Genomic DNA, 24846 nt, shown 5'->3' with positions numbered 1-24846 from the left:
GATCAAAATCTGATCTGTTCAAACAGATCAGATTTTCTTTTAGTACATATTTGACTCACGTACCGTTTTTTTTCTTTTATTTGATTTAAAAAAACTGTCTTTCAAGTCTAATAATTTTTATTGAAAACCTAGAAATAAAAGATAAAAATAAGTGACCCGCTCAAACCTGAAAACATTAAATTGAATAATGAAATCTAAATCTCAAATCATGATAAAAAAAATAATTTTATTGACAGTTTTAGTATTGGGAACAAAAGCTATTGCTCAAGATCAAGGATTCAAAATTCCGGATTACAAAGCCATTGAAAAAGAAATTCAAGACAAAAAATCGGCATTTTATTATCCTCAATTAATGGAGCGATTAATGAAAAACGATACTTTGCTAACGCATGATGATTTTAACCATTTGTATTTTGGTTACGTTTTTCAACCCAAATACAATGCTTTTTGGAAATCTCCAAATGAAAAAAAACTAAATGAAATTTATGGTAAAGAAAAGTTGGAGAATAAAGATTATGATGAAATTATCAAACTAATTAATAATACTTTAAGCGAATTTCCATTTGATCTTAAACAGCTTAATCTTCTCGCCTATACTTATCACTTAAAAGGCGATGAAGTAAATTCAAAAATTGCTTCTTTTAAGTTTCACAGCATCATGAATACTATTTTATCTTCCGGTGACGGAAAACAATGTCAGACAGGATTTCATGTCCTTCTTGTAGAACATGAATATGTATTGCTTAATGTTTTCGAACTAGAAAGCAAATCACAATCTTTAATCGATCATTGTGATTATTTGAGCTTTGAAAAAGGCAAATATCAAGTTGATGGCATTTATTTTAATATCGAAAAAATGCTCGAAAATGAATCAAAAGTTTTGAGGTAAAAGCGTGAATTTACAATAAAATGGAAATAATAGAAGTTCGAAACAAAGATTATGAAGCACTAAGAAACTTATTTTTAGAGGAAAGAAAACTAACTTTTACATGGCTTAATACCTCAGATTTTCAACTGGACGATTTCGAAAAACATACGCAAGGCGAATTAATTTTAGCGGCGCTTCACGAAGATATTCCTATAGGATTTATTTCGATCTGGACGCCTACTAATTTTATACATCATTTATATATCCATCATAAACATCAAAATAAAGGTATTGCTTCCAAGCTGTTAAAAGCAGTAATCTCAAAAACTAAAATTCCCCTTACTTTAAAATGTTTAGAAAATAATCTAAAAGCCGTTGACTTTTATAAACGAAAAGGCTTCATCGAAAAAAGAAAAGGACAATCTGAAAACGGAACTTATATTTTATTTGAGCTGAAAAAATAAACAAAAAACAATGAATCCAGAAATTCAATCCTATAATGATTCTCAAAACATCGAAGACAAAAAAATAAGTGATCTTTTATATGCAGAAATTAGTTCCTGCCTGATTGAAGCCGAAAACAAGATCTGGCATCGGCATCCCGTTTGGTTTTTAGACGGGAATCCAATTGTAGGGTACAGCAAACTAAAAGATTCTGTAAGGCTTTTATTTTGGAGCGGACAATCATTTGAAGAACCTGCACTGCAAAACGAAGGAAGTTTTAAAGCCGCCGAAGCTCGATATACGGACGTCACGCAAATAAATCTCGATGACTTAAGACGATGGCTCGAAAAATCTAAAGACATTCAATGGGATTATAAAAATATCGTAAAACGCAAAGGAGTTTTAATTCGTTTAAAATAAAACGACAAACAACCACTATCACTAAACATGAACTTCAAAAAAATAAAAGTCTATCATCTATTTTGGATCGTTTCCTTGTTAATTTTAATTATCGGATTCGTTCAGAATAACGATAATCCTACTTCTAATCTAGATATCAATATTCACGATACTTATTATGTAGTACGTAATTTTGACAGTACTATCTTTTTATTTATTTGCTATTTTATAATGGGATTTGGTTATTGGCTTGTTCAAAAAGTATTCAAAAAACAGCTTGTAAAATCTTTAACTATACTTCATTCTCTAATTTTTATTGGGAGTTTTGTAATTTATTGGATCGCTTTAATCTATGGTAAATTGTTTCTGCAAAAACCCGAATTCCCTTCATTCCTTAGTGATTATCAATTATTAAACTCGACTTTAGTTCTAGAATTATTGGTAATTACTTTTGTTGGCATACCTGTATATATTATCAACTTATTAATTGGACTCATTAGAAAAAAGTAAGCAGAAGTACTTTCAAAAATCTAAAACACCAAAATCTAAAATCTAAATCTGCTCTGTCTGAAACACCCCTTAAAAATGTCTTTTAAACACCCTAACATATTGATTTTTAAACAATAACTTTGATGTTCAACTTTTTAAAAATTAATAATTATGAGTGCAGCAGATTTTACCACAACAATAGCAGTCGATCAATCTCCAGAAGAAGTTTTTAACGCTGTTACCAATGTTCGTAATTGGTGGTCGCAGGAAATTGAAGGAAATACAGCAAAATTAAATGATGAATTTGACTATCATTTCGAAGATATTCATCGTTGCAAAGTAAAATTAATTGAAGTAATTCCCAATCAAAAAATCGTTTGGCTGATTGAGAAAAACTACTTTAAATTCACGGAAGACAAAACGGAATGGACGAACACGAAACCTACTTTTGAGATTTCAGAAAAAAATGGAAAAACAGAACTTCGTTTTACTCATTTTGGTTTAGTTCCAGAATACGAATGTTTTGAAATCTGTCAAGATGCTTGGACAAATTATATACAAAACAGCTTAAAAAAATTAATCACAACAGGCAAAGGCGAACCCAATGCAGCGGGAAAACCTCAAACTGAAAACGAAAAGAAACTATCATCTAAATAAATTTCATAAATTCGTGATACAAAACCTGAATCTATGAATCCTATTTTGAGAAATATACTTGCCGTTATTGCCGGCCTTTTTGTTGGAAGTGTTGTTAATATGAGTATTATTTTAGTCAGCGGTTCTATTATTCCGCCTCCAAATGGAGCAGACAATACGACAATGGAAGGTCTACAAGCCACCATGCATTTATTTGAACCCAAACATTTTCTATTTCCTTTCCTGGCACATGCTCTTGGAACCTTTGCAGGCGCATTAACAACAGCTTTAATCGCTGCAAATCATAAAACAAAATTAGCCTTTGTTATTGGAGGTTTCTTTTTATTAGGAGGAATTGTAAGTGTTTGTTCTTTACCATCTCCAATATGGTTTACAATTGTCGATTTAGTTTTTGCTTATATCCCAATGACTTATTTAGCATTAAAGTTAGTTTCTAAGAAATCCTAAATTTGAAGAAATGAGCGAGAAAACAACGCAAATAAAACCAGCAAAAATGTGTTACGAACATATTGGTGGAAAACTCGGTCAATTGGTTGCTGTAACCTTTGCAGAAAAAGGCTGGATTGCAAAAAAGAATCCAGCTGACAAACATTTCTATATTACAGATTTGGGCTTAACCGAATTTGCAAAACTAGACATTGACCTCAGTCAGATAAAACCTGAAAACGAATAGCACGTTCTTTAAAATCCGTTTTTATTTCCTTTAAATTATCTTTCTAAATTTCATAACTTAGTTAGCTGTTAATCAAAATATCATGACTAGGAAAGAAATCGCGCAAAATTTTTTAAAACTTGCGGCTGGCGGTCACTCACACGAAGCATTTCGACTTTATGTGGACAAAAAATTTAAACATCACAATGCTTATTTTAAAGGTGATGCCGACACTTTAATGCTGGCAATGGAAGAATCGGCAAGGACAAACCCTAACAAAATTTTTAAAATTCATCATATTTTAGAAGACGAAAAATTAGTTGCGGTACATTCGCATTTAAAACAAACTCCAATAGATATAGGTTTTGCAGTAGTTCATATTTTAAAATTCAAAGCTGACAAAATTATCGAACTATGGGATTTAGGACAATCAATTCCCACTGAAACTATTAACGAAAATGGAATGTTTTAATTCGCTTACAGTTGCAGTTTTAAGTAAATCATAAAACGGAAACTTAAAATAAAGTTCAAAAAAAGAGACAATGGCAAAAAATAAAACTACAGAAACTCAAAGCAGCGTTACTGATTTTATAAACACAGTTGAAGACGAAGCAAAAAGAAATGATGCTTTTGAGCTTATTAAAATAATGCAGCAAATAACTGGTTTTGAACCTAAAATGTGGGGACCAAGCATTATAGGTTTTGGATCGTATCATTATAAATACGCCAGCGGACATGAAGGCGATGCTCCTTTGGCCGCTTTTTCTCCAAGAAAATCCGCAACAACAGTTTATTTTTTCTTATCTGAAAATACCGAAAAAGAACTCACAAAACTAGGAAAACATAAATCATCAAAAGCATGTATTTACATCAAAAAACTAACTGATATTGACATCGAAATTTTAAAAAAGATTATTCTGCTTTCAATTAAAGAAGTTCAAAATTTATATCCAACAAAATAGAAAAAATGAATCCCGTTTTACCCGAAAACAGTTCACAGCATCTAAATGATCGTTTTGCATTTGAGAGTATCGTTTTTGTAAGTATCATTATAACCTTTGTTTACTGTTTTTATAAACGCAAAAAAATATACCTGCATCTTAAGGAATCGAAAGATTATAACGGTTTTCCAAATATTAGACTTTATTCCAGTTTATTATTAGTATTTATTATTGCCATAACCTTAGTTTTTAACTATATCATGAAACTACTATTATAAATATATCCGTAACCAACAAATACCGCAATTCTTAAAAAATGGTAACACTCATAATTCTACTTTTTGTATTAGCACTTCTAGCATATAATTTTCTGCGGCATCCAAAATTTGGAAAAAAGCCTTCAGGAGAAAGACTGGCTTTAATCCAAAAATCTCCACAGTATAAAAACGGAAAATTCGAAAATCAAAACTTTACGCCAGATCTTGCTGAAGGAGCTAATTACTTTTCGGTTTCTTATGAATTCTTCTTCAAAAAAGTAGAGAGAAAAATTCCTGCCGATTTAATCCCTTCCATTAAGACTAATTTACACCAAATTCCAGTTAATCAAGATGTATTAGCTTGGTTTGGACATTCCTCCTATTTTATTCAATTAGAAGGCAAACGTTTTTTGATAGATCCTGTTTTCAGCGGAAACGCCTCTCCTATTTCGGGCACAACAAAAGCTTTTAAAGGAACAGATATCTATACCGTTGACGATCTGCCGGAAATTGATTATTTATTGATTACACACGATCATTACGATCATTTAGACTACGAAACGATTCTAAAATTAAAAGCAAAAACAAAAAAAGTAATCACAGCGCTTGGTGTAGGTTCGCATTTTGAATATTGGGGATTTCAGAAAGAAAATATTATTGAGAAAGACTGGTATGAAAAAATAGAACTTGATGAAAACATAATACTTCACACCACGCCATCCAGACATTTTTCTGGTCGAAGTTTTACGCGCTGCAACACGCTTTGGACTTCTTTTGTTTTAGAAACCAAAGATTTCAAAATATATTTGGGCGGTGACAGCGGTTACGATTCTCATTTTGCTGAAATTGGTCAAAAATTCGGTCCTTTTGACATTGCTTTAATCGATAACGGGCAGTACAATAAAAACTGGAAATACATTCATAATATGCCCGAAGATGTCATAAAAGCGATGCACGATTTAAAAGCAAAAAGAGTTTTTCCTGTTCATTCTTCAAAATTCGCCTTAGCGCTTCACGCGTGGGACGAGCCTTTGAAAAAAGTAACAGAATTGAATCGTTTACATAAAAATCCAATTCCGTTAATTACACCTATAATTGGAGAAATAGTGGAATTGAAAAATGAAAAGCAAGAATTTAAACAATGGTGGCACGGAATAAATTAAATTAGTATCAATTCAAAAAACATGAATACCTCAAACTATATAATTCGAAATGCCGTTCCTTTAGAATTTGAAAAAATAGGACAACTATTAATTCAGGTTTATTCACAACTAGAAGGTTTTCCAAAAGAAAATGAACAGCCCAATTATTATAAAATGCTGGCCAATATTGGCGATTTCACAAAATACCCAGAAACTGAACTTCTTGTAGCTGTTGATGAAAAAAATACAATTCTAGGAGCTGTTGTTTACTTTAATGATATGCAATATTACGGCTCTGGCGGAATTGCAACTCAAGAACAAAACTCGGCAGGATTTCGTTTGTTAGGCGTTGACAATAATGCACGCGGAAAAGGAATTGGCAAACTTTTGACACAGGAATGCATAAAAAAAACTTCTGAAAACAATCGAAAACAACTAATAATTCATTCTACTCTTTCCATGAAAACAGCTTGGAAGATGTATGAAAATATTGGTTTTAAAAGATCTGAAGATTTAGATTTTATGCAGGGAGAACTAGCTGTATTTGGCTTTAGATTACCTGTTATTTCATAAAATCCTGTCCAACTTAATTAACCTCCTGAAAAAAACTAAAAATGACAACATCAAACTTCAATTTACAACCCGATATTTTAGAAAATGAACTCACAAAATTGATTCCGCTGCAGGAAAATCATTTTGAAGCATTATTTGAAGCTGCTTCTGACCCGCTGATTTGGGAACAGAATCCTGTAAAAAACCGATACGAAAAAGAAGGTTTTAAAACTTTCTTTGAAATCATAAGTACAAAAAATCCGTTCTTAATTCTTGATAAACAAACCAATGAGATAATAGGAACTACTAGCTTTTATGATTACAATCCCGAAAAATCAAACGTTGGAATTGGCTATACTTTTATTTCAAGAAAATATTGGGGAAGTTCTTACAATAGCTCAATCAAAAAATTATTGACAGATTATGCTTTTCAGCACGTCGATTCAATTCTTTTTCACGTTGGAGCAGAAAATTTCCGCTCTCAAAAAGCCGTTTTAAAACTAGGAGCAGAAAAAATAAATGATATCCTATTTAACATTAATAATGTAGAAGTACCGTATTTTGAATATGAATTGAAGAAAAGTAAAATATGAGATGTAAGATGTGAGAAGCAATATATCAAACATAAAATATCTTCCTAATCAAGTATCTTACATCTTGCTTCTTGCTTCTTGCTTCTCACATCTCACATTTTCACATCTTACATCTTACATCTCACATCCTCACATCCTCACATCTTACATCCCACATCTTCACTTTCAAAAAAAAAAAATACAATGAAAAGAATTACCGTTTTCTGCGCTTCAAGCTTTGGCACCGAAAAAAATTATGAAGAACAGGCGAATGCTTTAGGAAAAACTTTAGCCGAACAAAATATAGAATTAGTTTACGGCGGCGCAAATGTAGGCTTAATGGGTGCTGTTGCAGATGGAGCTTTAAACGCAGGCGGAAAAGTAATTGGAGTTCTTCCAAATTTTTTAAGGTCTAAAGAAATCGCTCATCATGGTTTAACCGAATTAATTTTAGTTGAAAGCATGCACGAGCGTAAAACAAAAATGAATGATTTGTGTGATGGAGTAATTGCACTTCCAGGTGGTTTTGGAACTCTAGAAGAGCTTTTCGAAATGCTGACTTGGGCACAATTAGGCCTGCATAAAAAACCAATTGCAATCTTGAACATTAATGGATTTTATGATAGTTTAATTGAACTTCTGAAAGGCATGGTCGAAAAAGGTTTGCTAAAAGATGTAAATCAGAAAATGCTTTTAGTAAGCGATAATATTGAGGATTTATTAAATAAAATGAGAAATTACGTTCCGCCAACAGTTGGTAAATGGATTGACAAAGAACAATTGTAAATTATAAGCTAAATGCTTTTAAAATCAATCAATACTCGTCAATCTATTATTCGTGCACAACTCGCAGCTTATAACTTCAAAAAACATGAAAACAGAACATAACAACTTCGCAAAAGCCGAAATGCTGATTAGAAAACCTATTTCAGAAGTTTTTCAGGCTTTTATTGATCCAAAAATCACAAGTAAATTTTGGTTTACAAAAGGATCTGCCAAATTAAAAGAAAATACTGAAACCGAATGGACATGGGAAATGTATGACTTTTCACTTTTTGTAAAAACTCTTATTTTAGAAGAAAATAAAAAGATCGTTGTCGAATGGGGAAATTCTGGAGAAACAACTTTAGTCGAATGGATTTTTACGCCATTGAACGAAAATGAGACTTTTGTAAGTATTACAAATTCAGGTTTTGAGGGAGATACTGATAAAATAATCGATCAAGTTCGCAATTCAACCGAAGGTTTTACGTTAGTCTTAGCTGGAGCAAAAGCGTATTTAGAGCATAATTTAGAATTGAATTTGGTTTTGGATCGTTTTCCAAAAGGATTGGCATAAAACTTTATTTAACCGCAAAGTGCGCAAAGGTTTAGGCAAAACTTGCTGCAGTTTTTTTTATAAACGAAAAAAAATAACGCCCAATTATGTCATTTCGACGAAGGAGACTCGAGCGATAGCGAACTGGCGAAGCAAGCCATACTCGAAACTCGACAACGATTGGTGAATATTGGAACGGAATCTCTTTTACGATTTCTCCTTCGTCGAAATGACAGAAAATGAGAAAATCTTTGCGGCTTCGCAAGATTAAAAAGAAAACAACTTTAAATTAATTTCACTCCAAATGGAAACAAAGAAACCCGAGAATATCGACGAATATATTGGTGGATTTCCTAATGATGTTCAGGAAATCTTAGAAAAAGTTCGAATGACAATTCAGAAAGCAGCGCCGGATGCCAAAGAAAAAATCAGTTATTCGATGCCTGCTTTTGAGCAAAATGGAATCCTGGTTTATTTTGCCGCTTTTAAAAATCATATCGGTTTATATGCATTACCTAGCGGACATGAAAATTTTGCATCGGAACTTTCAAAATATAAATCAGGAAAAGGTTCTGTTCAGTTTCCTTTAAAAGAAAAAATACCGTACGATATGATTGCTAAAATTGTAAAATTTAGAGTAAAAGAAAATCTTGAAAAAGCGAAAAAGAAATAAATCTAAATGAATTTAGCAGAACACTACAATCAACTTTACAAAACAGCTGCAGAAGCAATTTTAAGCGGGAAATATAATCTAGATTCTCATATTAAGGACAGTTCAGATTCTAGATTTGGAATTACACTTCTTGCTCGTCCAAGCAAAAAAGTCAATGCCGAAATTCAGCAGTTTTTAAACCATTTAAAAGCAGTTGAACCAGCTCAGTATTACTATCCAAACTCTGATATTCATATTACTGTACTCTCTATTATTTCATGCTATCAAGGTTTCAATTTAGATAAAATTGCAGTTGAAGAATACATCAAAACTGTTCAGCAAAGTATAATAAATTTAGACGAAATCACCATCGAATTTCGAGGCGTTACAGCTTCAAATTCAGCAATAATGATTCAAGGTTTTCCTTCAGATGAATCTCTGACTGCTTTAAGAAATAAACTTCGAGAAAACTTCAAAAACACAGCTTTAGAGCAAAGTATCGACAGCCGATATTCTATTTCTACAGCACATTCGACGGTAATGCGTTTTACAGAAAAACTTGTAAATCCCGAAAAACTAATTGAAGTTACAGAGGAGTTTCGCGATTACAATTTTGGAATATTTAAAGTTGAAAAACTAGAATTAGTCTTTAACGATTGGTACCAAAGAGAAAGAAACACAATTCACTTGAAAGACTTTGACGTATAAAGTTTTTTACTGCTGAAAACCAAGTTGTTTTCGCAATTCTAAATTTAAGCTGTACTGTTCTTGAATTGGAATAATTTTTCGTGTGCTTTTATTGATATCACTTCCTTCAGCTGTCCAAAGAAAAGGGTAAAAATTAAATACCTCGTCGCCTTTTAATTTCGAAACATCTTCACGCCATCCATTCCAGCGATTTCCTTCATAGAATTTATCCAAATCATTATTAAAACAAAAACCTAAAAACTCTGAATAAGTAATATCGAGCGGTTCATATTCTAAATTATCAGGCGAAAAATAATAAATCTTCCCTAAATCATTTCCTAATCCGCCGCCATTCAATAAATAAAACCCGCCAATTGCATCATCAGCAATTAATAAAAACGAAGGCGTTTCGCCAAATTCATTAAACGATTTTCCTTTATTCCAATCTGGTAATGTTCTATTAAATCTTGAATTTCCCGAGCCCAAAATTCGAATCCAGCCATTGTCAACTAAAATACCGCCAGTCATAAAAACAACCGCTCCCATAGTCGAACGCGTAGTAACTTGAGTTTTATATAAAGTTTCTTTAGCTTTTACGGGATCGACTGGTAAAATCTCCACTTTATTTTTTGCCGTTTTAATCCAATCTTCAACAACCACCCAGCCTGGATCTGCTTTATCTATAAGTTCTTCTGCTTTTTTCATTTTGTTCTGTGCACTTACCATGTAAGTAAAACCTATCATTATAATTAATAGAAAATTTCGTGTCATCTATGTGATTTATAACTTTAAAAATTGCCTAATTTTTCTTCAAAATACTTCCCAAACCACGTCCAATCTGCTCAATTGCTTCCAAACTTTTGGTTAACGGAGTTGCAGTAAAATCTTCGTAAGCGTCCATAGAACTTTCTTTTCGATCATCCTGCGGATAAACTAAAATAATATTATTGTCTCCGAAGAATTTTTCGAATTTCTGAGGAAGTCTCTCAAAAATAGACTGATACGATACAGAACCTTTTCTAGACAAATTAAAAACAATTAAGTCGTTTGGTTTTATTTCGTCTGAAATCGCTTCAAAATTATCCCAATCTAAAATACTTTTAAAGCCGAATTTAGCATTTAGCTTCAAACTATTGGCTATCTGCTGAATGGTTTGATGCGTTTTATATTCCGCGTAAATTACAATTGGAATACTTAGTTCTTGCGATAATCTTGAAATTTTCTGTAATAAAAGCTGAAAACCTACACCTCTTTCTGAAAATGGCGGACAAATAAATACCAATCTTTTATCTTCTATAAATGTTTTTTGAAAACGGCAGATGAATAGACTTTTATCGACATTATTGATAATTGAATCTACATTTTCTCCAAAAATTTTATCTAAAAATCCTGTTTTTCTCGGCCAGCCCACAATCACAATATCCGACATAATTTCTTTAGAAGTTCTTGCAATACCACTTGCAGGATTGTGATCAATTCTGGCAATCGTATTAATCTTAACCTCAGAAGCTGAACCCTGAATTACAAATTTATCTACAGCTTTTCGATACTTTAAAATATTTTTTTCGGCTTGATCATTATTAGGAACAATGGTTAAAAGTGTAACTGGATTAGCCGATTTTTTGTCTTTTATTAAAAGTGCAAAATCTAATAAACTGGCTGTCGCCGAAGTTTTAGCGAGCGGAATCAAAATATGTTCGTCTAATATTTGATCTTTATCTGCATCTTCAGTAGAAACTTCTTCTTCGCAAATGGCAATTTTCTTAGCTGCTTTTTCAGTGGCAAATGAAGCAACGATGCAAGTAATTAAAATTAGAATAATGGTTCCGTTCAAAATATTCTCATCAAGAATTTTAGCTTTAAAACCTACTAAAATTACGGCCAGAGTTGCGGCGGCATGTGCACTGCTTAATCCAAAAATAAGCTGTCTCTCAGTCTTTGTATATTTAAAAACAATTTGAGTAAAAAAGGCGGCAATCCATTTTCCAAAAATAGCCACAACACTCAAAGTTGCTGCAACAATTAAAGCTGTTGGTCCACTTAAAATCACGCTTATATCAACAAGCATTCCCACAGAAATCAAGAAAAACGGAATAAATAATGAGTTTCCAATAAATTCAATTCTATTCATTAAAGCGGACGAATGCGGAATTAAAGGATTCAGTGCCAAACCAGCAACGAAAGCACCAATAATAGGCTCTACTCCTGCTACTTCTGCCAAAAATGCCGCAAAGAAAACTACTGAAAGTACAAAAATATAATGGGCGTGTTTTTCACTTTCTAATTTTTTGAAAAACCATTTCGCAATTCTCGGAATCACTAAAAACATAATGGCTGAAAAAATGGCCAGCGAAACTCCAAGTTTTATCCAAAAAGCTTGATTTAAACTTCCTTGAGCGCTTCCCATAATTACCGCAAGAATAATTAAAACGGCGGTATCTGTTAAAATCGTTCCTCCAACTGTTATGGCAACTGCTTGATTTTTTGCAATGCCCAGCTTACTTACAATAGGATATGCAACCAAAGTGTGTGTTGCAAACATACTCGCTGTTAAAAAACTCGCATTAAAATCATATTTTAAAAGGTAAAAGCAAACGGGAAAACCGACTGAAAGCGGCAGAATAAAAGTAAAAAAACCAAATAATAAACTCTTATTACGATTGGCTTTGAACTCGTTCATATCCAATTCTAAACCCGCAATAAACATAATATATAAAAGTCCTATGGTCGAAAACAAATCAATTGCTGAATTCTTTGCAAGTATATTAAGTCCGTGCGGCCCAATGATTACTCCAGAAATGATTAGACCTATGATACCCGGAATATTTATTTTTTTTAGTAAAATGGGAGACAACAGAATAATAAAAAGTATCAACGAAAAAATCAATACTGGGTTACTGAGCGGTAATTCGAATTCTTGTAAAAAATGCTTGAAAAATTCTATCATATTGTAATTTTAATCTTCATTGTGGTATTTTAATTTTTTTGTAAAAGGAGTCTTTTAAATTAGAATAATTTTACCTGAAGTTATGCTTAATTTTATTTTTTTTGAAAGTGAAAACATATTGTTTTTACACCTGCAGCTATTACAAAAATACCTAAAAAAAATTACTAAACTCTTTAATAAAGTCTTATATTAACTAATTAAATTTAGTTCCTTGTCAAATTATTAAAATTTAATATCTTTTTTAACAAAATCGCAAGATTTCTAATTGAAAGTAAAACTTCATTGCATTATTCAATTATCTTTGTCATAACAAAAATTGAACAATGGAAGAATGTATCTCTGTTTTTGATATGCTTAAAATTGGTGTCGGCCCTTCAAGCTCACACACTTTGGGGCCTTGGAGAGCCGCCGAACGCTTCTTAGAAGAGTTAAAAAATGAATCGCTTTTAGATCAAGTTACTCGAGTAAAAGTCGATTTGTATGGATCACTTTCTTTAACTGGTAAAGGACACGCTACTGATTTGTCAGTAATGCTGGGCTTAAGCGGTCAAGATCCTGAATATATTCCGGTAGAAAACATTGCTGGAATTATAAAAAACATTGAAGATACAAACGAGATAATTCTCGCAGATCAATATAAAGTTCCTTTTTATTTTCTTCAAGATATTGTTTTCAATAAAGAGTTCCTTCCTTTTCATGCAAATGGACTGAAATTTACGGCTTATAAAGCTGATAATTCTGAGTACGAATCTACATTTTACTCTATTGGCGGTGGTTTTGTTGTGAAAGAAGAACGCGAAAATGCCAAAATTAATGAAGTTATAAAATGTGCTTTCCCGTTTCCAATTCAAAATGCTGTTGAGCTTCTAAACTATACCGTTACAGAGCAAAAATCAATTTCGGAAATTGTTTACGAAAACGAAAAATCGATGCGTTCTGAAGAGGAAATTCACTCAGAACTTATGCGTATTTGGAATACTATGCTTGAATGCATGTATATAGGCTCCCATACGGGAGGAATTCTTCCCGGCGGATTACATGTACGCAGAAGAGCTTTTGATATGCACCAAAATTTAATTGGTTTATCCAACTATAACGATCCGCAATCGTGGCTTGAAGAAATAAGAAAAACGGAAGTAAAATTTCGTCAAATCTTAAAATGGGTAAGCTGTTTTGCACTTGCTGTAAATGAAGTAAATGCGTCGTTAGGACGTGTTGTTACAGCTCCAACTAATGGAAGCGCCGGTGTAATTCCAGCTGTTTTAATGTACTACTTAGTAATTGAAAACCACAAAGCCGGCGAAAAAGAAATAAAGCAGTTCTTAATGGTTGCTGGAGAAATTGGAAGTATTTTCAAAAAAGGCTCAACTATTTCTGCTGCAATGGGCGGTTGTCAAGCCGAAATTGGCGTTTCGTCATCAATGGCAGCAGCTGCACTATGCGAATTAATGGGCGGAACTCCTGCTCAGGTTTTAATGGCTGCTGAAATCGCAATGGAACATCATTTAGGTTTAACCTGTGATCCTATTGGCGGATTAGTTCAAATTCCGTGTATTGAAAGAAATACAATGGGTGCCATAAAAGCTATAAATGCAGCCGAATTAGCACTTGAAACGGATTCTAAAAATGCAAAAGTACCTCTTGACAAAGTTATTAATACTATGTGGCAGACGGCAAAAGATATGAATTCAAAATATAAAGAAACCTCTGAAGGCGGATTGGCTGTTGCTGTAAATATGGCCGATTGTTAAAATTTATAAAGTCTGCCACCAATTTCACCAATTTACACTAATTTCTATCCTTCTTGGTTAAAAACTATTCGTGTAAATTGGTGAAATTCGTGACGAACAAAAAAACTTCATGAAAAACCTCAACTTCATAATTGCCCTATTCTGCTCTGTTTTACTGCATTCGCAGCAGCGCTATTTTCTTAACTCAGATACAAGACTTTATACTACAACAAATACTGCTGCTGAATTTTTAGGTTATTTTAAATATGGTGCCGAAGTTCGATTATTATCAGAAAATAAAAATGGCTGGTATAAAGTACAAGCCGATAATTTTAACGAAGGTTATGTTCCTGATAAGTTCGTAGCAAAAAGTTTAAATGCTAGAGATGTTAAGATTAAAGATAATGAAAATCCAATTCTAGAAGGCGGCGATGCTTATTATGGCGGTAATCATTTATTTGTTTTAGCCGCAGGTTTAAAAGCAAGAGTTTTACCCGATAAAAATTCAAAAATCAGAGAAATTTTATTTACTGGTGATGCGGTGCCTGTAAATTATCTTCCTAAAAGTTCCGAAGAATGGGTAAATATTAATGGTAATTTTGATGAAGAGTATACAAAATTCACTTTAAGAAAGTTTCTTGGTGCAAGACCAAACTTTGACACTTTATTGAAAGATTTCGACAAGCTTGATGTTAATGCTGTAACCGAACGAAAAACGATAAGCGAAAGAATTGTTGAATTAGCTTGGAATAGTGAATATGACAAATTAACGCCGGCATATCAACGATATTATGAAGTTGTTAAACAGCTAAATGATCCAAAATTAATCGCTGATACTGAATTAAATATAGCTCTCACAAAAGGTTTAACCAAACATAAGCTGCCGGAACAAATTACTGCATTTGTCAAAAAAGCCGAATTTTCGTTAAAAGGAATCAAAACAAAATCGCTTTACTTAACTCAAAAAGAGCTGGTAAAAACATTTGGAGAGCCCGCTAAAAAAGCAAGTGTTGGCGACGAATGCGGTATTTATTTAAGCGATTTATTTTATTATTACCCCGATTTACAATCATCTGTAGATGAAAAACAAAATCAAGCCGAAATCGTTAAGGTGTTTATCAATGAAAACAACAAATTTATTATAAACGCAAATTCGGTTTTAGACCACAGCGTGTCCGAAAAAGCTTTCATTGAAAAATATGGAACTTATATTGAAGCTTCGTTAAAATCGCCTCATATCTATTCTATACTAATGGAAGACAGTCAATTTAGAATAGAATTTAAAGAAGGTAAATTATACAGCATCGAAATATTCTTTTATTGCTGATTCTCAATTTACAATTATTCAATACTTTTACATCATCAAAAAAAAATAAAATGTCAGTAGCAAAAAAAGATTATAAAAGAATCACAACAAAGTCATTAATAGAAATGAAAAGCAACGGAGAAAAAATCTCTATGCTTACTGCTTATGATTATACAATGGCTAAAATTGTTGATACCGCAGGAGTCGATGTGATTTTAGTGGGTGATTCTGCATCAAACGTTATGGCAGGTCACGAAACGACTTTGCCAATTACTTTAGACCAAATGATCTATCATGCTTCGTCTGTAGTTCGTGCTGTTGAAAGAGCTTTGGTTGTAGTAGATTTACCTTTTGGAAGCTACCAGTCTGACCCAAAAGAAGCTTTACGTTCTTCTATCAGAATCATGAAAGAAAGCGGCGGACACGCAGTAAAACTTGAAGGCGGAAAAGAAATTAAAGAATCAATTAAAAAAATACTAAACGCAGGTATTCCAGTTATGGGACATTTGGGTTTAACTCCACAGTCAATTTATAAATTTGGAACTTACAGCGTTCGCGCAAAAGAAGATGCTGAAGCAGAAAAATTAATTGAAGATGCCAAAATGCTGGAGAGAATTGGTTGTTTTGGAGTTGTTCTGGAGAAAATCCCAGCCGATTTAGCTAAAAAAGTAGCCGAAAGTATTTCAATTCCGGTTATAGGAATTGGTGCCGGAGGAGGCGTTGACGGACAGGTTTTAGTTATTCATGATATGTTAGGAATGAACAACGAATTTAGCCCGCGCTTTTTACGTCGTTACTTAAATTTATACGAAGAAATGACAAAAGCTATCGGTCAATATGCAGCTGATGTTAAATCTAGTGATTTCCCTAATTCTAATGAACAATATTAATTTTTTTTGAGAAGTTAAGGTTTCTTTTTTAGAAGCAAAGACTCAAAGAATCAAAGGTTCAAAGTTTTTTTTAAAATTAAAAATCAATTGCCTCCAGCTTTAACTGGAGGTATATTTTTTAAGCTCATTTATTGGGCTTTAGCCAAACTTTTTCAATTCAAAATTTCAGGTTACAAATGAAAATTATTTCCAACAAAAACAATCTCCAAGTTCTTCACGAAGACAATCACATTATTGTGGTTAATAAGCGCGTAGGCGATATTGTTCAAGGCGATAAAACGGGAGATAAACCATTATCTGATATTGTAAAAGAATACATAAAAGACAAATACAATAAACCCGGAGATGTTTTTTTGGGTGTGATTCATCGTTTAGATCGTCCAACAACTGGTATTGTTGTTTTTGCGAGAACCAGTAAAGCATTGTCACGAATGAACGAATTGTTCAGTAATCGTGAAACTCAAAAAACGTATTGGGCAGTTGTAAAAAATAAACCTCAAGAAGCATCTGCTAAATTGGTTCATTATTTAAAAAGAAACGAAAAGAATAACACTTCAAAAGCACATTTAAAAGAAGTTCCAGACAGCAAACTAGCTAGTTTAGATTATAAAATAATCAAAGAACTTCAAAATTACACTGCACTGGAAATTAATCTTCATACGGGACGTCATCATCAAATTCGTGCTCAATTAGCAGCAATTGGATCTCCCATAAAAGGAGATTTGAAATACGGTTTTGACCGAAGCAATCCTGACGGAGGTATTCATCTTCATGCTAGAAAATTGGTTTTTATTCATCCTGTATCAAAAGAAAACATAACTATCATAGCGCCAACACCTGATGAAACGGTTTGGAATGCCATTTGATTTTTATGATATAATTGTTAATTTTTTAAATTTTATCGATTAACTTGCATAGAGAAAAACAAGCTGATCATAAAATGGACTATAAAAACGACATCGGGTACAGAAAAGAAACGCTCAAAAAGTTATTGTATAACATTCAAAAAAGCGAAGATTTAATTGTACAAGCTTTGTATGATGACTTTAAAAAGCCTGAATTTGAAGCTGTTCTGACTGAAACAAATTATGTCATTTCAGAATTAAAAGATACGATCAAAAACATTAGTGCTTGGGCAGAACCAAAACGAGTTTTTCCTTCTCTGCTTAATTTTCCATCTACAGATTACATTTACAAAGAACCTTACGGAAATGTATTGGTTATTGCTCCGTGGAATTATCCCTTTCAATTAGCTTTATGTCCGCTTATTGCAGCCGTTGCAGCAGGAAACAGAGTTGTTTTAAAACCCTCAGAACTTACTCCTCATACTTCTGCAATAATTGCAAAACTTATTGAAAAAACTTTTCATATTAACCATGTCGAAGTTTTTGAGGGCGGCATAGAAGTTTCGAATAAATTACTAGCCAAACGCTGGGATTATATTTTCTTTACCGGCAGTGTTACTGTTGGAAAAGTTATTGCCAAGGCTGCAGCCGAAAATCTCACTCCCGTAACTCTTGAACTAGGCGGAAAAAACCCTTGCATAATTGATGAAACTGCCAATCTAAAACTTGCAGCAAAGCGAATTGTCTGGGGGAAATTTATTAATGCAGGACAAACTTGCATTGCACCAGATTATATTTTGATTCAAAAAAATATGAAAGTAAACTTTATTACTTTCTTAATGGAAGAAATCATAAAAGCTTACGGTAAAAAAATGGACAAATCTCCAGATTTTGCTCGTATAATTAATACAAAAAACTGGGTACGTTTAGATCAGATGATTGAACGTGACAAAGTCATTTTTGGAGGCGAAACAAATGCAGACAAACTTTACATATCTCCTACTCTAATTGAAGAACCAAGTTTAGACAGTCCGGTAATGAGCGAAGAAATTTTTGGCCCAATTTTACCAATTCTTGTTTATGAGACTGAAGACGACATTCATAACGTAATCAGCCGTTACGAAAAACCTCTTGCGTTTTATGTTTTTAGCGACGATAAATCTTTTGCAAAAAAAATGATCACAAGCTATTCTTTTGGAGGCGGATGTATCAACGATACCGTAATTCATTTTTCGAACAAAAGACTTCCTTTTGGCGGTGTCGGACACAGTGGCATCGGAGCTTATCATGGTCAAATGAGCTTTGATACTTTTTCTCATCATAAAGCAATTGTAAAAAAAGCAAACTGGCTTGATTTACCTATGCGTTACGCTCCTTACAAAGACAAACTAGCTTCAATAAAAAGGGTATTAAGCTGGATTTAAGAGGCAAAAACAATTCTAGGAATTTTAGACGAAATTGATTAAATATATTATATTTACCATTAACTATCATGGTACCAAACACAAAATATATTTAACAATTTTACTATTAAAATGAAATCTACACTTGACCAAATTGAAGACATCAAAAAAAATGGCTATTCAATAGATTTTTCAACTATTTTCAACTACGCCCTAGAAAATTTCAAGAAAATAGCATTGTATTCCGGACTTATAATTCTCGTATTTTCAGTCGTAGTCGTAATTGTAATTATGGGATTGGCTGTAACCTTTTACGGCGTTAAAAGCCTGTCTGAGAATTTTCTAGAAAATTTTCAAATTCAAAACTTAAGCTACATTCAACAATTAATAACTGCTGTTTCACTTGCGGCGGTTACCGCTGTATTTGCTCCTCTAGGCGCAGGATTTTTAAAAATGGCTGATTGTGCAGATAAAGACGAAGAATTTAATGTTTCAACAATTTTCACTTATTATAGAGCTCCTTATTTCCTTCAATTGTTTGCAGTTGCTTTTATTATAGGACTTGTTACTAATGGAATTTCTTACTCTACAGAAAGTTTAGGCTTAGGATATTTAGGAACAGGAGTATCTTTATTCATCAATTTCTTCACATTTTTTACAATTCCTCTGATCATTTTTGGAGATTTAAAAGCCATAGATGCGATCAAATCAAGTATAATTCTGGTAAGTAAAAACCCTGTTATAATATTCTGTTTATTTATAATTGGATTTCTTGGATCATTAGTAGGTCTTGTAGCTTGTTGTGTTGGTGTGATTTTTACAGCTGTTTTCAATACATCGATCACATATGCTACTTATTTTTCGATTTTTAGCGAAGAAGAAGAACCAGATTCTATTGATTCTATCGGACAATCAGATTTCTAATAAAAAATTCAAAAATAAAAAGAGTTCAAGCAAGTCTTTTTAGAGTTTTTTTTATGCTGTTTACGAAAACTAACTCTCTCAAAATCTATGACGGAAAGCTATAGTTTTTTCAATTTATTGACTTCAGGAATTACCGCTTTTGGTAATTCTCTGAAATCAATTATGACAAAATCATATGCTCTCAGTCCGGATATTATATTTTTCAATAGTCCAAAACTTATTATACTCGGACTTTCATTGGCCGCTTTTTTGGCTTTATTAATTTACCAGTTTTTTAAAATTAAAACTAAAATTGGGTATTTTATTGAAAAAACAAAAGAAGCCGAAACTGCTAAAAAGGAGTACCAGCTTTACATTTTATTTTTTGGAATTGCGGTTATTGTAATTGAGATCATAAATGAGATCTTCAAAATTCGTCCAAAAAGCTTATTAGTAACAAATGTTTCGATTGGATTCTTTGTTCTCTTCGTTTATCTGCTGGTAGACAAAATAAAATGGCTGCGTGACAAAATTCAAAACATATTTATTACTTGTTTTTTTATATACATAAGCTATGTATGTTATAATATCGTCCACCTCAGCAACGATGTTGTTCCCGTTATTGTTTTTTTAATCTCATTTTTCTTCTCATATAATATTTTAAAACCAATAAAAATATATTGGTTTTTTGTGGGTCTTACGTTCATATTTCTTCTTTCGACTGTTTTATTTCATTTAATTCCAATAAAATCTTCTGTTTTATTAATTAATTTTTGCATCCTGATTTTCATTGTAAATCATGTAAAATATGCTGTTTTATCAAACAATGATGATAACTATAGATTTGCAAATGAAATTGTTCAAAAAGGAAGTTCACTAACAATTGCAACAAACCAAAAAGGCAAAATACTATTTTGCAGCGAAACCATTTCTTCTATTTTAGGATATCAGCCAGAAGAAGTTATTGGCTTAAACTTTTGGCACTTTGCAAAAGAAAATGAGCATCCTGAAAAAGAACCAACACTTGGTCGTGAAGAAAACAAAACTTATACATGGAAGCTGAAAAGTAAAAACGGCGAATACAAACACATTCAATGGAAAGATAAAAAATTTACTGAAGATTTAATTATAAGCATCGGACAGGACGTTACAGAACAATTTAATGTACAAGACCAATACAAAAACTTAATCCAAACAGCGAGAGATATCATTTTTGAAATTGATGCCGATGGTAATTTTACATTCATAAATGAATTTGCTTACACACTTCTAGGCTACACAGAAAATGAAATATTAAAACATCATTATTCCAATTTTATTCACGAAAGTTATTCTATTGGCGCTGTAGATTTTTATGAAAATATTGTCGTCAACGAAAACAAATTCCCAACAATCGAGATCCCTATTTTAAAGAAAAATGGACAAGAAATATGGATTTCTCAAAATATCATTATCCGTAAAAATGATTTAGGTCAAACCACTGGTTATGCCGGAATTGCAAGAGATATTACTGAAACGAAAAATGCTGAAAACGAGAAAAAAAGGCGTCTCGAAAAAATTGAAGCATATAATAACTCAACAAAAAAACTATCAACTGCTGACTTTAGTAAATATGATAATTTAAATGCAATTCTTGATTACATTATCAAAGAAGCATCAATCGTAAGCAAATCAAATAGAGTAAGTTTTTGGAGATACCGAAAAGACTTAATTACTTGCAAAAACTTATTCAGCAGTGACAATCAAAGTCCAAGTGATAAGAATATTTTAGATCAGGAATCTTATCCGATCTATTTTGAAACACTCAAAAATAAAATTGTCATAAATGCTCCAGATGTTTTTAACAAATTAGAAACGTCAGAATTTCAGCGATTATACTTTACAAAAAACCACATAAAATCAATGCTGGACGTTCCGATTTTCTTGAACGGAAAACTGGTTGGTGTAGTCTGTTTTGAAAGCACAGAGGAAAAAAGAGATTGGGACAATGAAGACATTAACTACGCCAAAACCATTTCGGATGTAATTTCACTTGCAATTTCATCACAAATGCGATTAGAAGCAGAACGCAGACTGGAATTTAAAAGTCAATTACTCTCTGCTCTTTCACTTTGTACCGAGAAGTTTTTACTTAGCAAATCGACCGAAGAAATGTTTCAAGAAACGTATGATCTAATAGGAAAAGCCTCAAAAGCAGATCATATGTTTTATTATGAAAAAGATTTTTCGACAAATACTTTTACTCAAAAATACAAATGGTCAAGAAACGGTGTCGAACACCAAATAACAGCATTAAGACAATTAACAGAAGACAATCTTAAAGAAATTCATAAGGCCGTACTTAACAAAAGTATTTTAAAAACATACACGCGCAAACTCAAAAAAACCTTTTTCAAACAGCTTTTACTAGACAATCAAATAAAATCGATTCTGGTTCTGCCATTATATATTAATGATGTTTTTACAGGATTTATAGGCTTTGATGATTGCACTACTGAGCGAAAATGGTCTGAAGAAGAAATTTACATCTTTCAGGTTTTAGCCAATAATATTTCCTCGGCTCTCGAACGAAACCAAAATGAGGCTAAAATTCTAGAAAGTGAAGAGAAGTTTAAATTAATTGCGAACAATATTCCAGGAACAGTTTACTTGTCAAAATTTGAAGCAATATCTACCAAAATTTTTCTAAGCGACGAAATAAAAAATTTAACGGGATATTCTAAAACCGAATTTATAGAAAACAACTTATCCTTTTTATCCCTTATTCATCAAAATGATCGCGAAAAAGTAATTAAGAATCAAATCCACAATCTTCAAAACGGAATTCCACTTCATAATGTTTACCGAATTAAAAGAAAAACCGGCGAATATATTTGGATCGAAGAATTTGGTGATGTAATAAAAAAAGGAGACGAAATTGAATTTGTAGGCGGTATTTATTTTGACATTACAAACAAAAAAGTCACTGAAGATGCCATAAAAGCAAAACAATTGGCTGAAGCTGCAAACAAGTCAAAATCAGATTTTCTTGCTAATATATCACATGAAATCAGAACACCGCTAAATGGTATAATTGGTTTTACACATTTATTGATGCAAACTGAACTCGAAGGAATTCAGGAAAAATACACCACAACTATCAATCAATCTGCCCATTCCTTATTAGAAATCATAAATGACATATTAGATTTTTCTAAAATTGAAGCTGGAAAACTTGAGCTCTTTATCGATTTATACGACATTAAAAAAGTACTGGGACAAGTTTTTGATCTAATTATTTTTGAATCTAATCAGAAGAAACTTCAGCTGGAGTTAAATATTGATCAAGAAGTTCCTAAATACATTTGGACAGATATTGTCCGATTAAAACAAATATTAATTAATCTGCTTTCAAACGCGGTAAAATTCACCAATGAAGGCTCTATCAGACTAAATGTTTCTGTTGTTAAAAAAACGAAGAACAACAATTGCATTATTCGTTTCTCTGTTATAGATACTGGAATTGGAATTCTTGAAAAAAATCAGAAAAAAATATTCAAAGCTTTTTCACAAGCAGACAGCTCTACAACTAGAAAATTTGGAGGAACTGGACTGGGATTAACAATATCTAATCAACTATTAGCTTTGATGGACAGCCGACTGCAGCTGGAAAGCAAAATTGGCGAAGGAAGTAATTTTTTCTTCGATTTAAATTTAAAAACCAGAAACCAGAGCGGGACAGAAAAAAATAATATTGAACTTAAAACTTTAAATTCAGAATACGATCAAATTAACAATAGTCCAAACAATGAGAAAATTAAATTTTTAATCGTTGAGGATAACAAAGTTAATATGCTGCTGCTAAAAACCATAATTTCAAATTTATACAGCAATTCTCTTATTTACGAATGTGAAAATGGCTACGAAGCTGTAAAACAATTTGAAAGTATAAATCCGACAATTGTTTTTATGGATATTCAAATGCCAATTATGAATGGATATGAAACCACCAAAGCCATAAGAAGCACTGTAACAGGAGAACACACGCCAATAATTGCCGTAACTGCAGGCGCCGAAAAGGAAGAACGTAATAAATGTATAACAGCAGGAATGAACGATTATATCTCAAAGCCTATTATGAAAGGTATTGTAGAAGAAATTTTGGCAAAATGGCTGAAATAAAAAAAGTAAATCATATCTAACATCATGTAATTCCTAAAAAATATATAAATTCGTATAACAAACATAACTTTTTAAAAAACAGCAAAGTATGAAATGGAAAGGAAGCAGAGAAAGTGATAACGTTGAAGACAGAAGATCAATTTCTGGCGGAAAAGTAGCCGTTGGCGGTGGAATTATCGGTATCATTATTTTGTTAGTGAATGTTTTTGGCGGTGAAAATGCGCAGTTTATCACTCCAGTTTTAGAACAAATGCAAGGCGGACAGCAGACACAAACGGAAGCAGCTGCTCCATTAAGCAAGGAAGATGAAGAAATGGGACATTTTGTTAGATCTGTCTTAGCCAAAACTGAAGATACCTGGGGCAAAATATTTGCCGAAAATGGTATGACCTATAAAAACCCAAAATTAGTGCTTTTTAAAGGTTCTGTAAATACTGCTTGCGGTGGAGCTTCATCAGCATCGGGACCATTTTATTGTCCAGGCGATCAAAAAGTATATATGGATTTAGGCTTCTTTGAAGAACTAAAATCTAAATTTGGTGCTGAGGGTGGTGATTTTGCCATTGCGTACGTTATAGCGCATGAAATTGGCCATCACGTACAAACATTACTAGGAACCTCTGAAAAAATGCATCAAGCACAAGAAGGTAAAAGCCAAGCCGAAGCCAATAAGCTTTCAGTAGCCTTAGAACTACAGGCTGATTTTTATGCCGGAGTATGGGCACATGACAACCAAGAAACGCTGGATGAAGGAGATATTGAAGAAGCATTGAGCGCAGCTAATGCTGTTGGAGATGATGCAATACAGAGCAAAATGCAAGGTCAGGTAGTTCCTGATTCATTTACACACGGTACATCAGAACAAAGAATGTACTGGTTTAAAAAAGGTTTTAGAACCGGCGATATTAAGCAGGGAAATACATTTGACGAAATTCGATAATACACCAACCAAATATAATAACCAACCAAAAAGCATGATGTAATTATCATGCTTTTTTTTTGTTCAAACCATATAAGCGATATAAGTTCAT

The 24846-nt window shown here is 32.6% G+C and carries 26 protein-coding genes; 24 read left to right on the top strand and 2 right to left on the bottom strand.

Going from position 1 to position 24846, the window contains the following annotated elements; translation table 11 throughout:
- Nucleotides 1-208 precede the first annotated feature (208 nt).
- The 16 genes from B0A81_RS14840 (at nt 209) to B0A81_RS14765 (ending at nt 9651) form a co-directional block, all read left to right on the top strand.
- Nucleotides 209-889: a DUF4919 domain-containing protein gene (locus B0A81_RS14840; RefSeq protein WP_089058764.1), complete on the top strand. Its 681-nt coding sequence runs from the start codon at nt 209-211 to the stop codon at nt 887-889.
- Nucleotides 890-909: 20 nt separating this feature from the next.
- Nucleotides 910-1332: a GNAT family N-acetyltransferase gene (locus B0A81_RS14835; RefSeq protein WP_089058763.1), complete on the top strand. Its 423-nt coding sequence runs from the start codon at nt 910-912 to the stop codon at nt 1330-1332.
- A gap of 10 nt (nt 1333-1342) precedes the next feature.
- Complete coding sequence (locus B0A81_RS14830) at nt 1343-1732, top strand: DUF1801 domain-containing protein (RefSeq protein ID WP_089058762.1); 390 nt, start codon at nt 1343-1345, stop codon at nt 1730-1732.
- A gap of 27 nt (nt 1733-1759) precedes the next feature.
- Nucleotides 1760-2221 carry a cbb3-type cytochrome c oxidase subunit I gene (locus tag B0A81_RS14825; protein ID WP_089058761.1) on the top strand — a complete coding sequence of 154 codons (462 nt, stop codon included), beginning with the start codon at nt 1760-1762 and terminating at the stop codon, nt 2219-2221.
- A 150-nt stretch (nt 2222-2371) separates the two neighbouring features.
- Nucleotides 2372-2857, top strand: coding sequence for an SRPBCC family protein (locus B0A81_RS14820; RefSeq protein ID WP_089058760.1), 486 nt, complete (start codon nt 2372-2374; stop codon nt 2855-2857).
- Nucleotides 2858-2890: 33 nt separating this feature from the next.
- Nucleotides 2891-3304, top strand: a complete 414-nt coding sequence (locus tag B0A81_RS14815; RefSeq protein ID WP_089058759.1) for a hypothetical protein — start codon at nt 2891-2893, stop codon at nt 3302-3304.
- A 10-nt stretch (nt 3305-3314) separates the two neighbouring features.
- Nucleotides 3315-3530, top strand: a complete 216-nt coding sequence (locus tag B0A81_RS14810) for an ArsR family transcriptional regulator (RefSeq protein WP_089058758.1) — start codon at nt 3315-3317, stop codon at nt 3528-3530.
- An 82-nt stretch (nt 3531-3612) separates the two neighbouring features.
- Nucleotides 3613-3981, top strand: a complete 369-nt coding sequence (locus B0A81_RS14805; protein ID WP_089058757.1) for a nuclear transport factor 2 family protein — start codon at nt 3613-3615, stop codon at nt 3979-3981.
- A gap of 70 nt (nt 3982-4051) precedes the next feature.
- The gene (locus tag B0A81_RS14800) at nt 4052-4471 is read left to right on the top strand and encodes a DUF1801 domain-containing protein (RefSeq protein WP_089058756.1); all 420 of its coding nucleotides are present in this window, start codon (nt 4052-4054) and stop codon (nt 4469-4471) included.
- A 295-nt stretch (nt 4472-4766) separates the two neighbouring features.
- Entirely contained in the window at nt 4767-5870 is a 1104-nt protein-coding gene (locus B0A81_RS14795) for an MBL fold metallo-hydrolase (protein ID WP_089058755.1), read from the top strand.
- A gap of 21 nt (nt 5871-5891) precedes the next feature.
- Nucleotides 5892-6422: a GNAT family N-acetyltransferase gene (locus B0A81_RS14790; RefSeq protein WP_089058754.1), complete on the top strand. Its 531-nt coding sequence runs from the start codon at nt 5892-5894 to the stop codon at nt 6420-6422.
- A gap of 41 nt (nt 6423-6463) precedes the next feature.
- Nucleotides 6464-6994: a GNAT family N-acetyltransferase gene (locus B0A81_RS14785; protein WP_089058753.1), complete on the top strand. Its 531-nt coding sequence runs from the start codon at nt 6464-6466 to the stop codon at nt 6992-6994.
- Between the two features lie 183 nt (nt 6995-7177).
- Entirely contained in the window at nt 7178-7759 is a 582-nt protein-coding gene (locus B0A81_RS14780; RefSeq protein WP_089058752.1) for an LOG family protein, read from the top strand.
- An 85-nt stretch (nt 7760-7844) separates the two neighbouring features.
- Nucleotides 7845-8312: an SRPBCC family protein gene (locus B0A81_RS14775; protein WP_089058751.1), complete on the top strand. Its 468-nt coding sequence runs from the start codon at nt 7845-7847 to the stop codon at nt 8310-8312.
- 283 nt (nt 8313-8595) lie between these two features.
- Complete coding sequence (locus B0A81_RS14770) at nt 8596-8964, top strand: iron chaperone (protein WP_089058750.1); 369 nt, start codon at nt 8596-8598, stop codon at nt 8962-8964.
- Nucleotides 8965-8970: 6 nt separating this feature from the next.
- On the top strand, nt 8971-9651 hold the full coding sequence (locus B0A81_RS14765) for a 2'-5' RNA ligase family protein (RefSeq protein ID WP_089058749.1): 681 nt from the start codon (nt 8971-8973) through the stop codon (nt 9649-9651).
- A 6-nt stretch (nt 9652-9657) separates the two neighbouring features.
- On the opposite strand, the gene B0A81_RS14760 is transcribed toward B0A81_RS14765, so the two are convergent.
- Both B0A81_RS14760 and B0A81_RS14755 read right to left on the bottom strand, forming a co-directional pair.
- Nucleotides 9658-10401, bottom strand: coding sequence for a DUF2625 domain-containing protein (locus B0A81_RS14760; RefSeq protein ID WP_199170238.1), 744 nt, complete (start codon nt 10399-10401; stop codon nt 9658-9660).
- 28 nt (nt 10402-10429) lie between these two features.
- Nucleotides 10430-12577 carry a cation:proton antiporter gene (locus B0A81_RS14755; protein WP_089058748.1) on the bottom strand — a complete coding sequence of 716 codons (2148 nt, stop codon included), beginning with the start codon at nt 12575-12577 and terminating at the stop codon, nt 10430-10432.
- A 323-nt stretch (nt 12578-12900) separates the two neighbouring features.
- On the opposite strand from B0A81_RS14755, the gene B0A81_RS14750 reads away from it, so the two are divergent.
- The 8 genes from B0A81_RS14750 to ypfJ all read left to right on the top strand — a co-directional run bounded on the left by B0A81_RS14750 (nt 12901) and on the right by ypfJ (nt 24755).
- A complete protein-coding gene (locus B0A81_RS14750; protein WP_089058747.1) occupies nt 12901-14328 on the top strand; it encodes an L-serine ammonia-lyase in 1428 nt (475 codons plus the stop codon).
- Between the two features lie 109 nt (nt 14329-14437).
- The gene (locus tag B0A81_RS14745; RefSeq protein ID WP_089058746.1) at nt 14438-15634 is read left to right on the top strand and encodes an SH3 domain-containing protein; all 1197 of its coding nucleotides are present in this window, start codon (nt 14438-14440) and stop codon (nt 15632-15634) included.
- A gap of 50 nt (nt 15635-15684) precedes the next feature.
- Entirely contained in the window at nt 15685-16503 is an 819-nt protein-coding gene (panB, locus tag B0A81_RS14740; RefSeq protein ID WP_089058745.1) for a 3-methyl-2-oxobutanoate hydroxymethyltransferase, read from the top strand.
- Nucleotides 16504-16679: 176 nt separating this feature from the next.
- Nucleotides 16680-17369, top strand: coding sequence for an RluA family pseudouridine synthase (locus tag B0A81_RS14735; protein WP_089058744.1), 690 nt, complete (start codon nt 16680-16682; stop codon nt 17367-17369).
- Nucleotides 17370-17443: 74 nt separating this feature from the next.
- Nucleotides 17444-18772: an aldehyde dehydrogenase gene (locus tag B0A81_RS14730; protein ID WP_089058743.1), complete on the top strand. Its 1329-nt coding sequence runs from the start codon at nt 17444-17446 to the stop codon at nt 18770-18772.
- A gap of 111 nt (nt 18773-18883) precedes the next feature.
- Nucleotides 18884-19675: a DUF2189 domain-containing protein gene (locus B0A81_RS14725; protein WP_089058742.1), complete on the top strand. Its 792-nt coding sequence runs from the start codon at nt 18884-18886 to the stop codon at nt 19673-19675.
- Between the two features lie 87 nt (nt 19676-19762).
- On the top strand, nt 19763-23815 hold the full coding sequence (locus B0A81_RS14720; protein ID WP_089058741.1) for a PAS domain S-box protein: 4053 nt from the start codon (nt 19763-19765) through the stop codon (nt 23813-23815).
- Nucleotides 23816-23903: 88 nt separating this feature from the next.
- Complete coding sequence (gene ypfJ / locus B0A81_RS14715) at nt 23904-24755, top strand: KPN_02809 family neutral zinc metallopeptidase (RefSeq protein ID WP_089058740.1); 852 nt, start codon at nt 23904-23906, stop codon at nt 24753-24755.
- The last annotated feature ends 91 nt before the right edge of the window (nt 24756-24846 follow it).

Origin of the sequence: Flavobacterium plurextorum, from assembly GCF_002217395.1 — a bacterium.
GTDB lineage: Bacteria > Bacteroidota > Bacteroidia > Flavobacteriales > Flavobacteriaceae > Flavobacterium > Flavobacterium plurextorum.
This window is presented reverse-complemented; position numbering and strand designations above follow the sequence as displayed.

Coding starts and splice junctions, on each gene's coding strand:
- B0A81_RS14840 (WP_089058764.1), top strand. CDS start 209: ATGATAAAAAAAATAATTTTATTGACAGTTTTAGTATTGGGAACAAAA.
- panB (WP_089058745.1), top strand. CDS start 15,685: ATGTCAGTAGCAAAAAAAGATTATAAAAGAATCACAACAAAGTCATTA.
- B0A81_RS14835 (WP_089058763.1), top strand. CDS start 910: ATGGAAATAATAGAAGTTCGAAACAAAGATTATGAAGCACTAAGAAAC.
- B0A81_RS14775 (WP_089058751.1), top strand. CDS start 7,845: ATGAAAACAGAACATAACAACTTCGCAAAAGCCGAAATGCTGATTAGA.
- B0A81_RS14790 (WP_089058754.1), top strand. CDS start 5,892: ATGAATACCTCAAACTATATAATTCGAAATGCCGTTCCTTTAGAATTT.
- B0A81_RS14770 (WP_089058750.1), top strand. CDS start 8,596: ATGGAAACAAAGAAACCCGAGAATATCGACGAATATATTGGTGGATTT.
- B0A81_RS14805 (WP_089058757.1), top strand. CDS start 3,613: ATGACTAGGAAAGAAATCGCGCAAAATTTTTTAAAACTTGCGGCTGGC.
- B0A81_RS14820 (WP_089058760.1), top strand. CDS start 2,372: ATGAGTGCAGCAGATTTTACCACAACAATAGCAGTCGATCAATCTCCA.
- B0A81_RS14755 (WP_089058748.1), bottom strand. CDS start 12,577: ATGATAGAATTTTTCAAGCATTTTTTACAAGAATTCGAATTACCGCTC.
- B0A81_RS14735 (WP_089058744.1), top strand. CDS start 16,680: ATGAAAATTATTTCCAACAAAAACAATCTCCAAGTTCTTCACGAAGAC.
- B0A81_RS14725 (WP_089058742.1), top strand. CDS start 18,884: ATGAAATCTACACTTGACCAAATTGAAGACATCAAAAAAAATGGCTAT.
- B0A81_RS14745 (WP_089058746.1), top strand. CDS start 14,438: ATGAAAAACCTCAACTTCATAATTGCCCTATTCTGCTCTGTTTTACTG.
- B0A81_RS14810 (WP_089058758.1), top strand. CDS start 3,315: ATGAGCGAGAAAACAACGCAAATAAAACCAGCAAAAATGTGTTACGAA.
- B0A81_RS14825 (WP_089058761.1), top strand. CDS start 1,760: ATGAACTTCAAAAAAATAAAAGTCTATCATCTATTTTGGATCGTTTCC.
- B0A81_RS14785 (WP_089058753.1), top strand. CDS start 6,464: ATGACAACATCAAACTTCAATTTACAACCCGATATTTTAGAAAATGAA.
- B0A81_RS14795 (WP_089058755.1), top strand. CDS start 4,767: ATGGTAACACTCATAATTCTACTTTTTGTATTAGCACTTCTAGCATAT.
- ypfJ (WP_089058740.1), top strand. CDS start 23,904: ATGAAATGGAAAGGAAGCAGAGAAAGTGATAACGTTGAAGACAGAAGA.
- B0A81_RS14730 (WP_089058743.1), top strand. CDS start 17,444: ATGGACTATAAAAACGACATCGGGTACAGAAAAGAAACGCTCAAAAAG.
- B0A81_RS14720 (WP_089058741.1), top strand. CDS start 19,763: ATGACGGAAAGCTATAGTTTTTTCAATTTATTGACTTCAGGAATTACC.
- B0A81_RS14765 (WP_089058749.1), top strand. CDS start 8,971: ATGAATTTAGCAGAACACTACAATCAACTTTACAAAACAGCTGCAGAA.
- B0A81_RS14815 (WP_089058759.1), top strand. CDS start 2,891: ATGAATCCTATTTTGAGAAATATACTTGCCGTTATTGCCGGCCTTTTT.
- B0A81_RS14830 (WP_089058762.1), top strand. CDS start 1,343: ATGAATCCAGAAATTCAATCCTATAATGATTCTCAAAACATCGAAGAC.
- B0A81_RS14750 (WP_089058747.1), top strand. CDS start 12,901: ATGGAAGAATGTATCTCTGTTTTTGATATGCTTAAAATTGGTGTCGGC.
- B0A81_RS14780 (WP_089058752.1), top strand. CDS start 7,178: ATGAAAAGAATTACCGTTTTCTGCGCTTCAAGCTTTGGCACCGAAAAA.
- B0A81_RS14760 (WP_199170238.1), bottom strand. CDS start 10,401: ATGACACGAAATTTTCTATTAATTATAATGATAGGTTTTACTTACATG.
- B0A81_RS14800 (WP_089058756.1), top strand. CDS start 4,052: ATGGCAAAAAATAAAACTACAGAAACTCAAAGCAGCGTTACTGATTTT.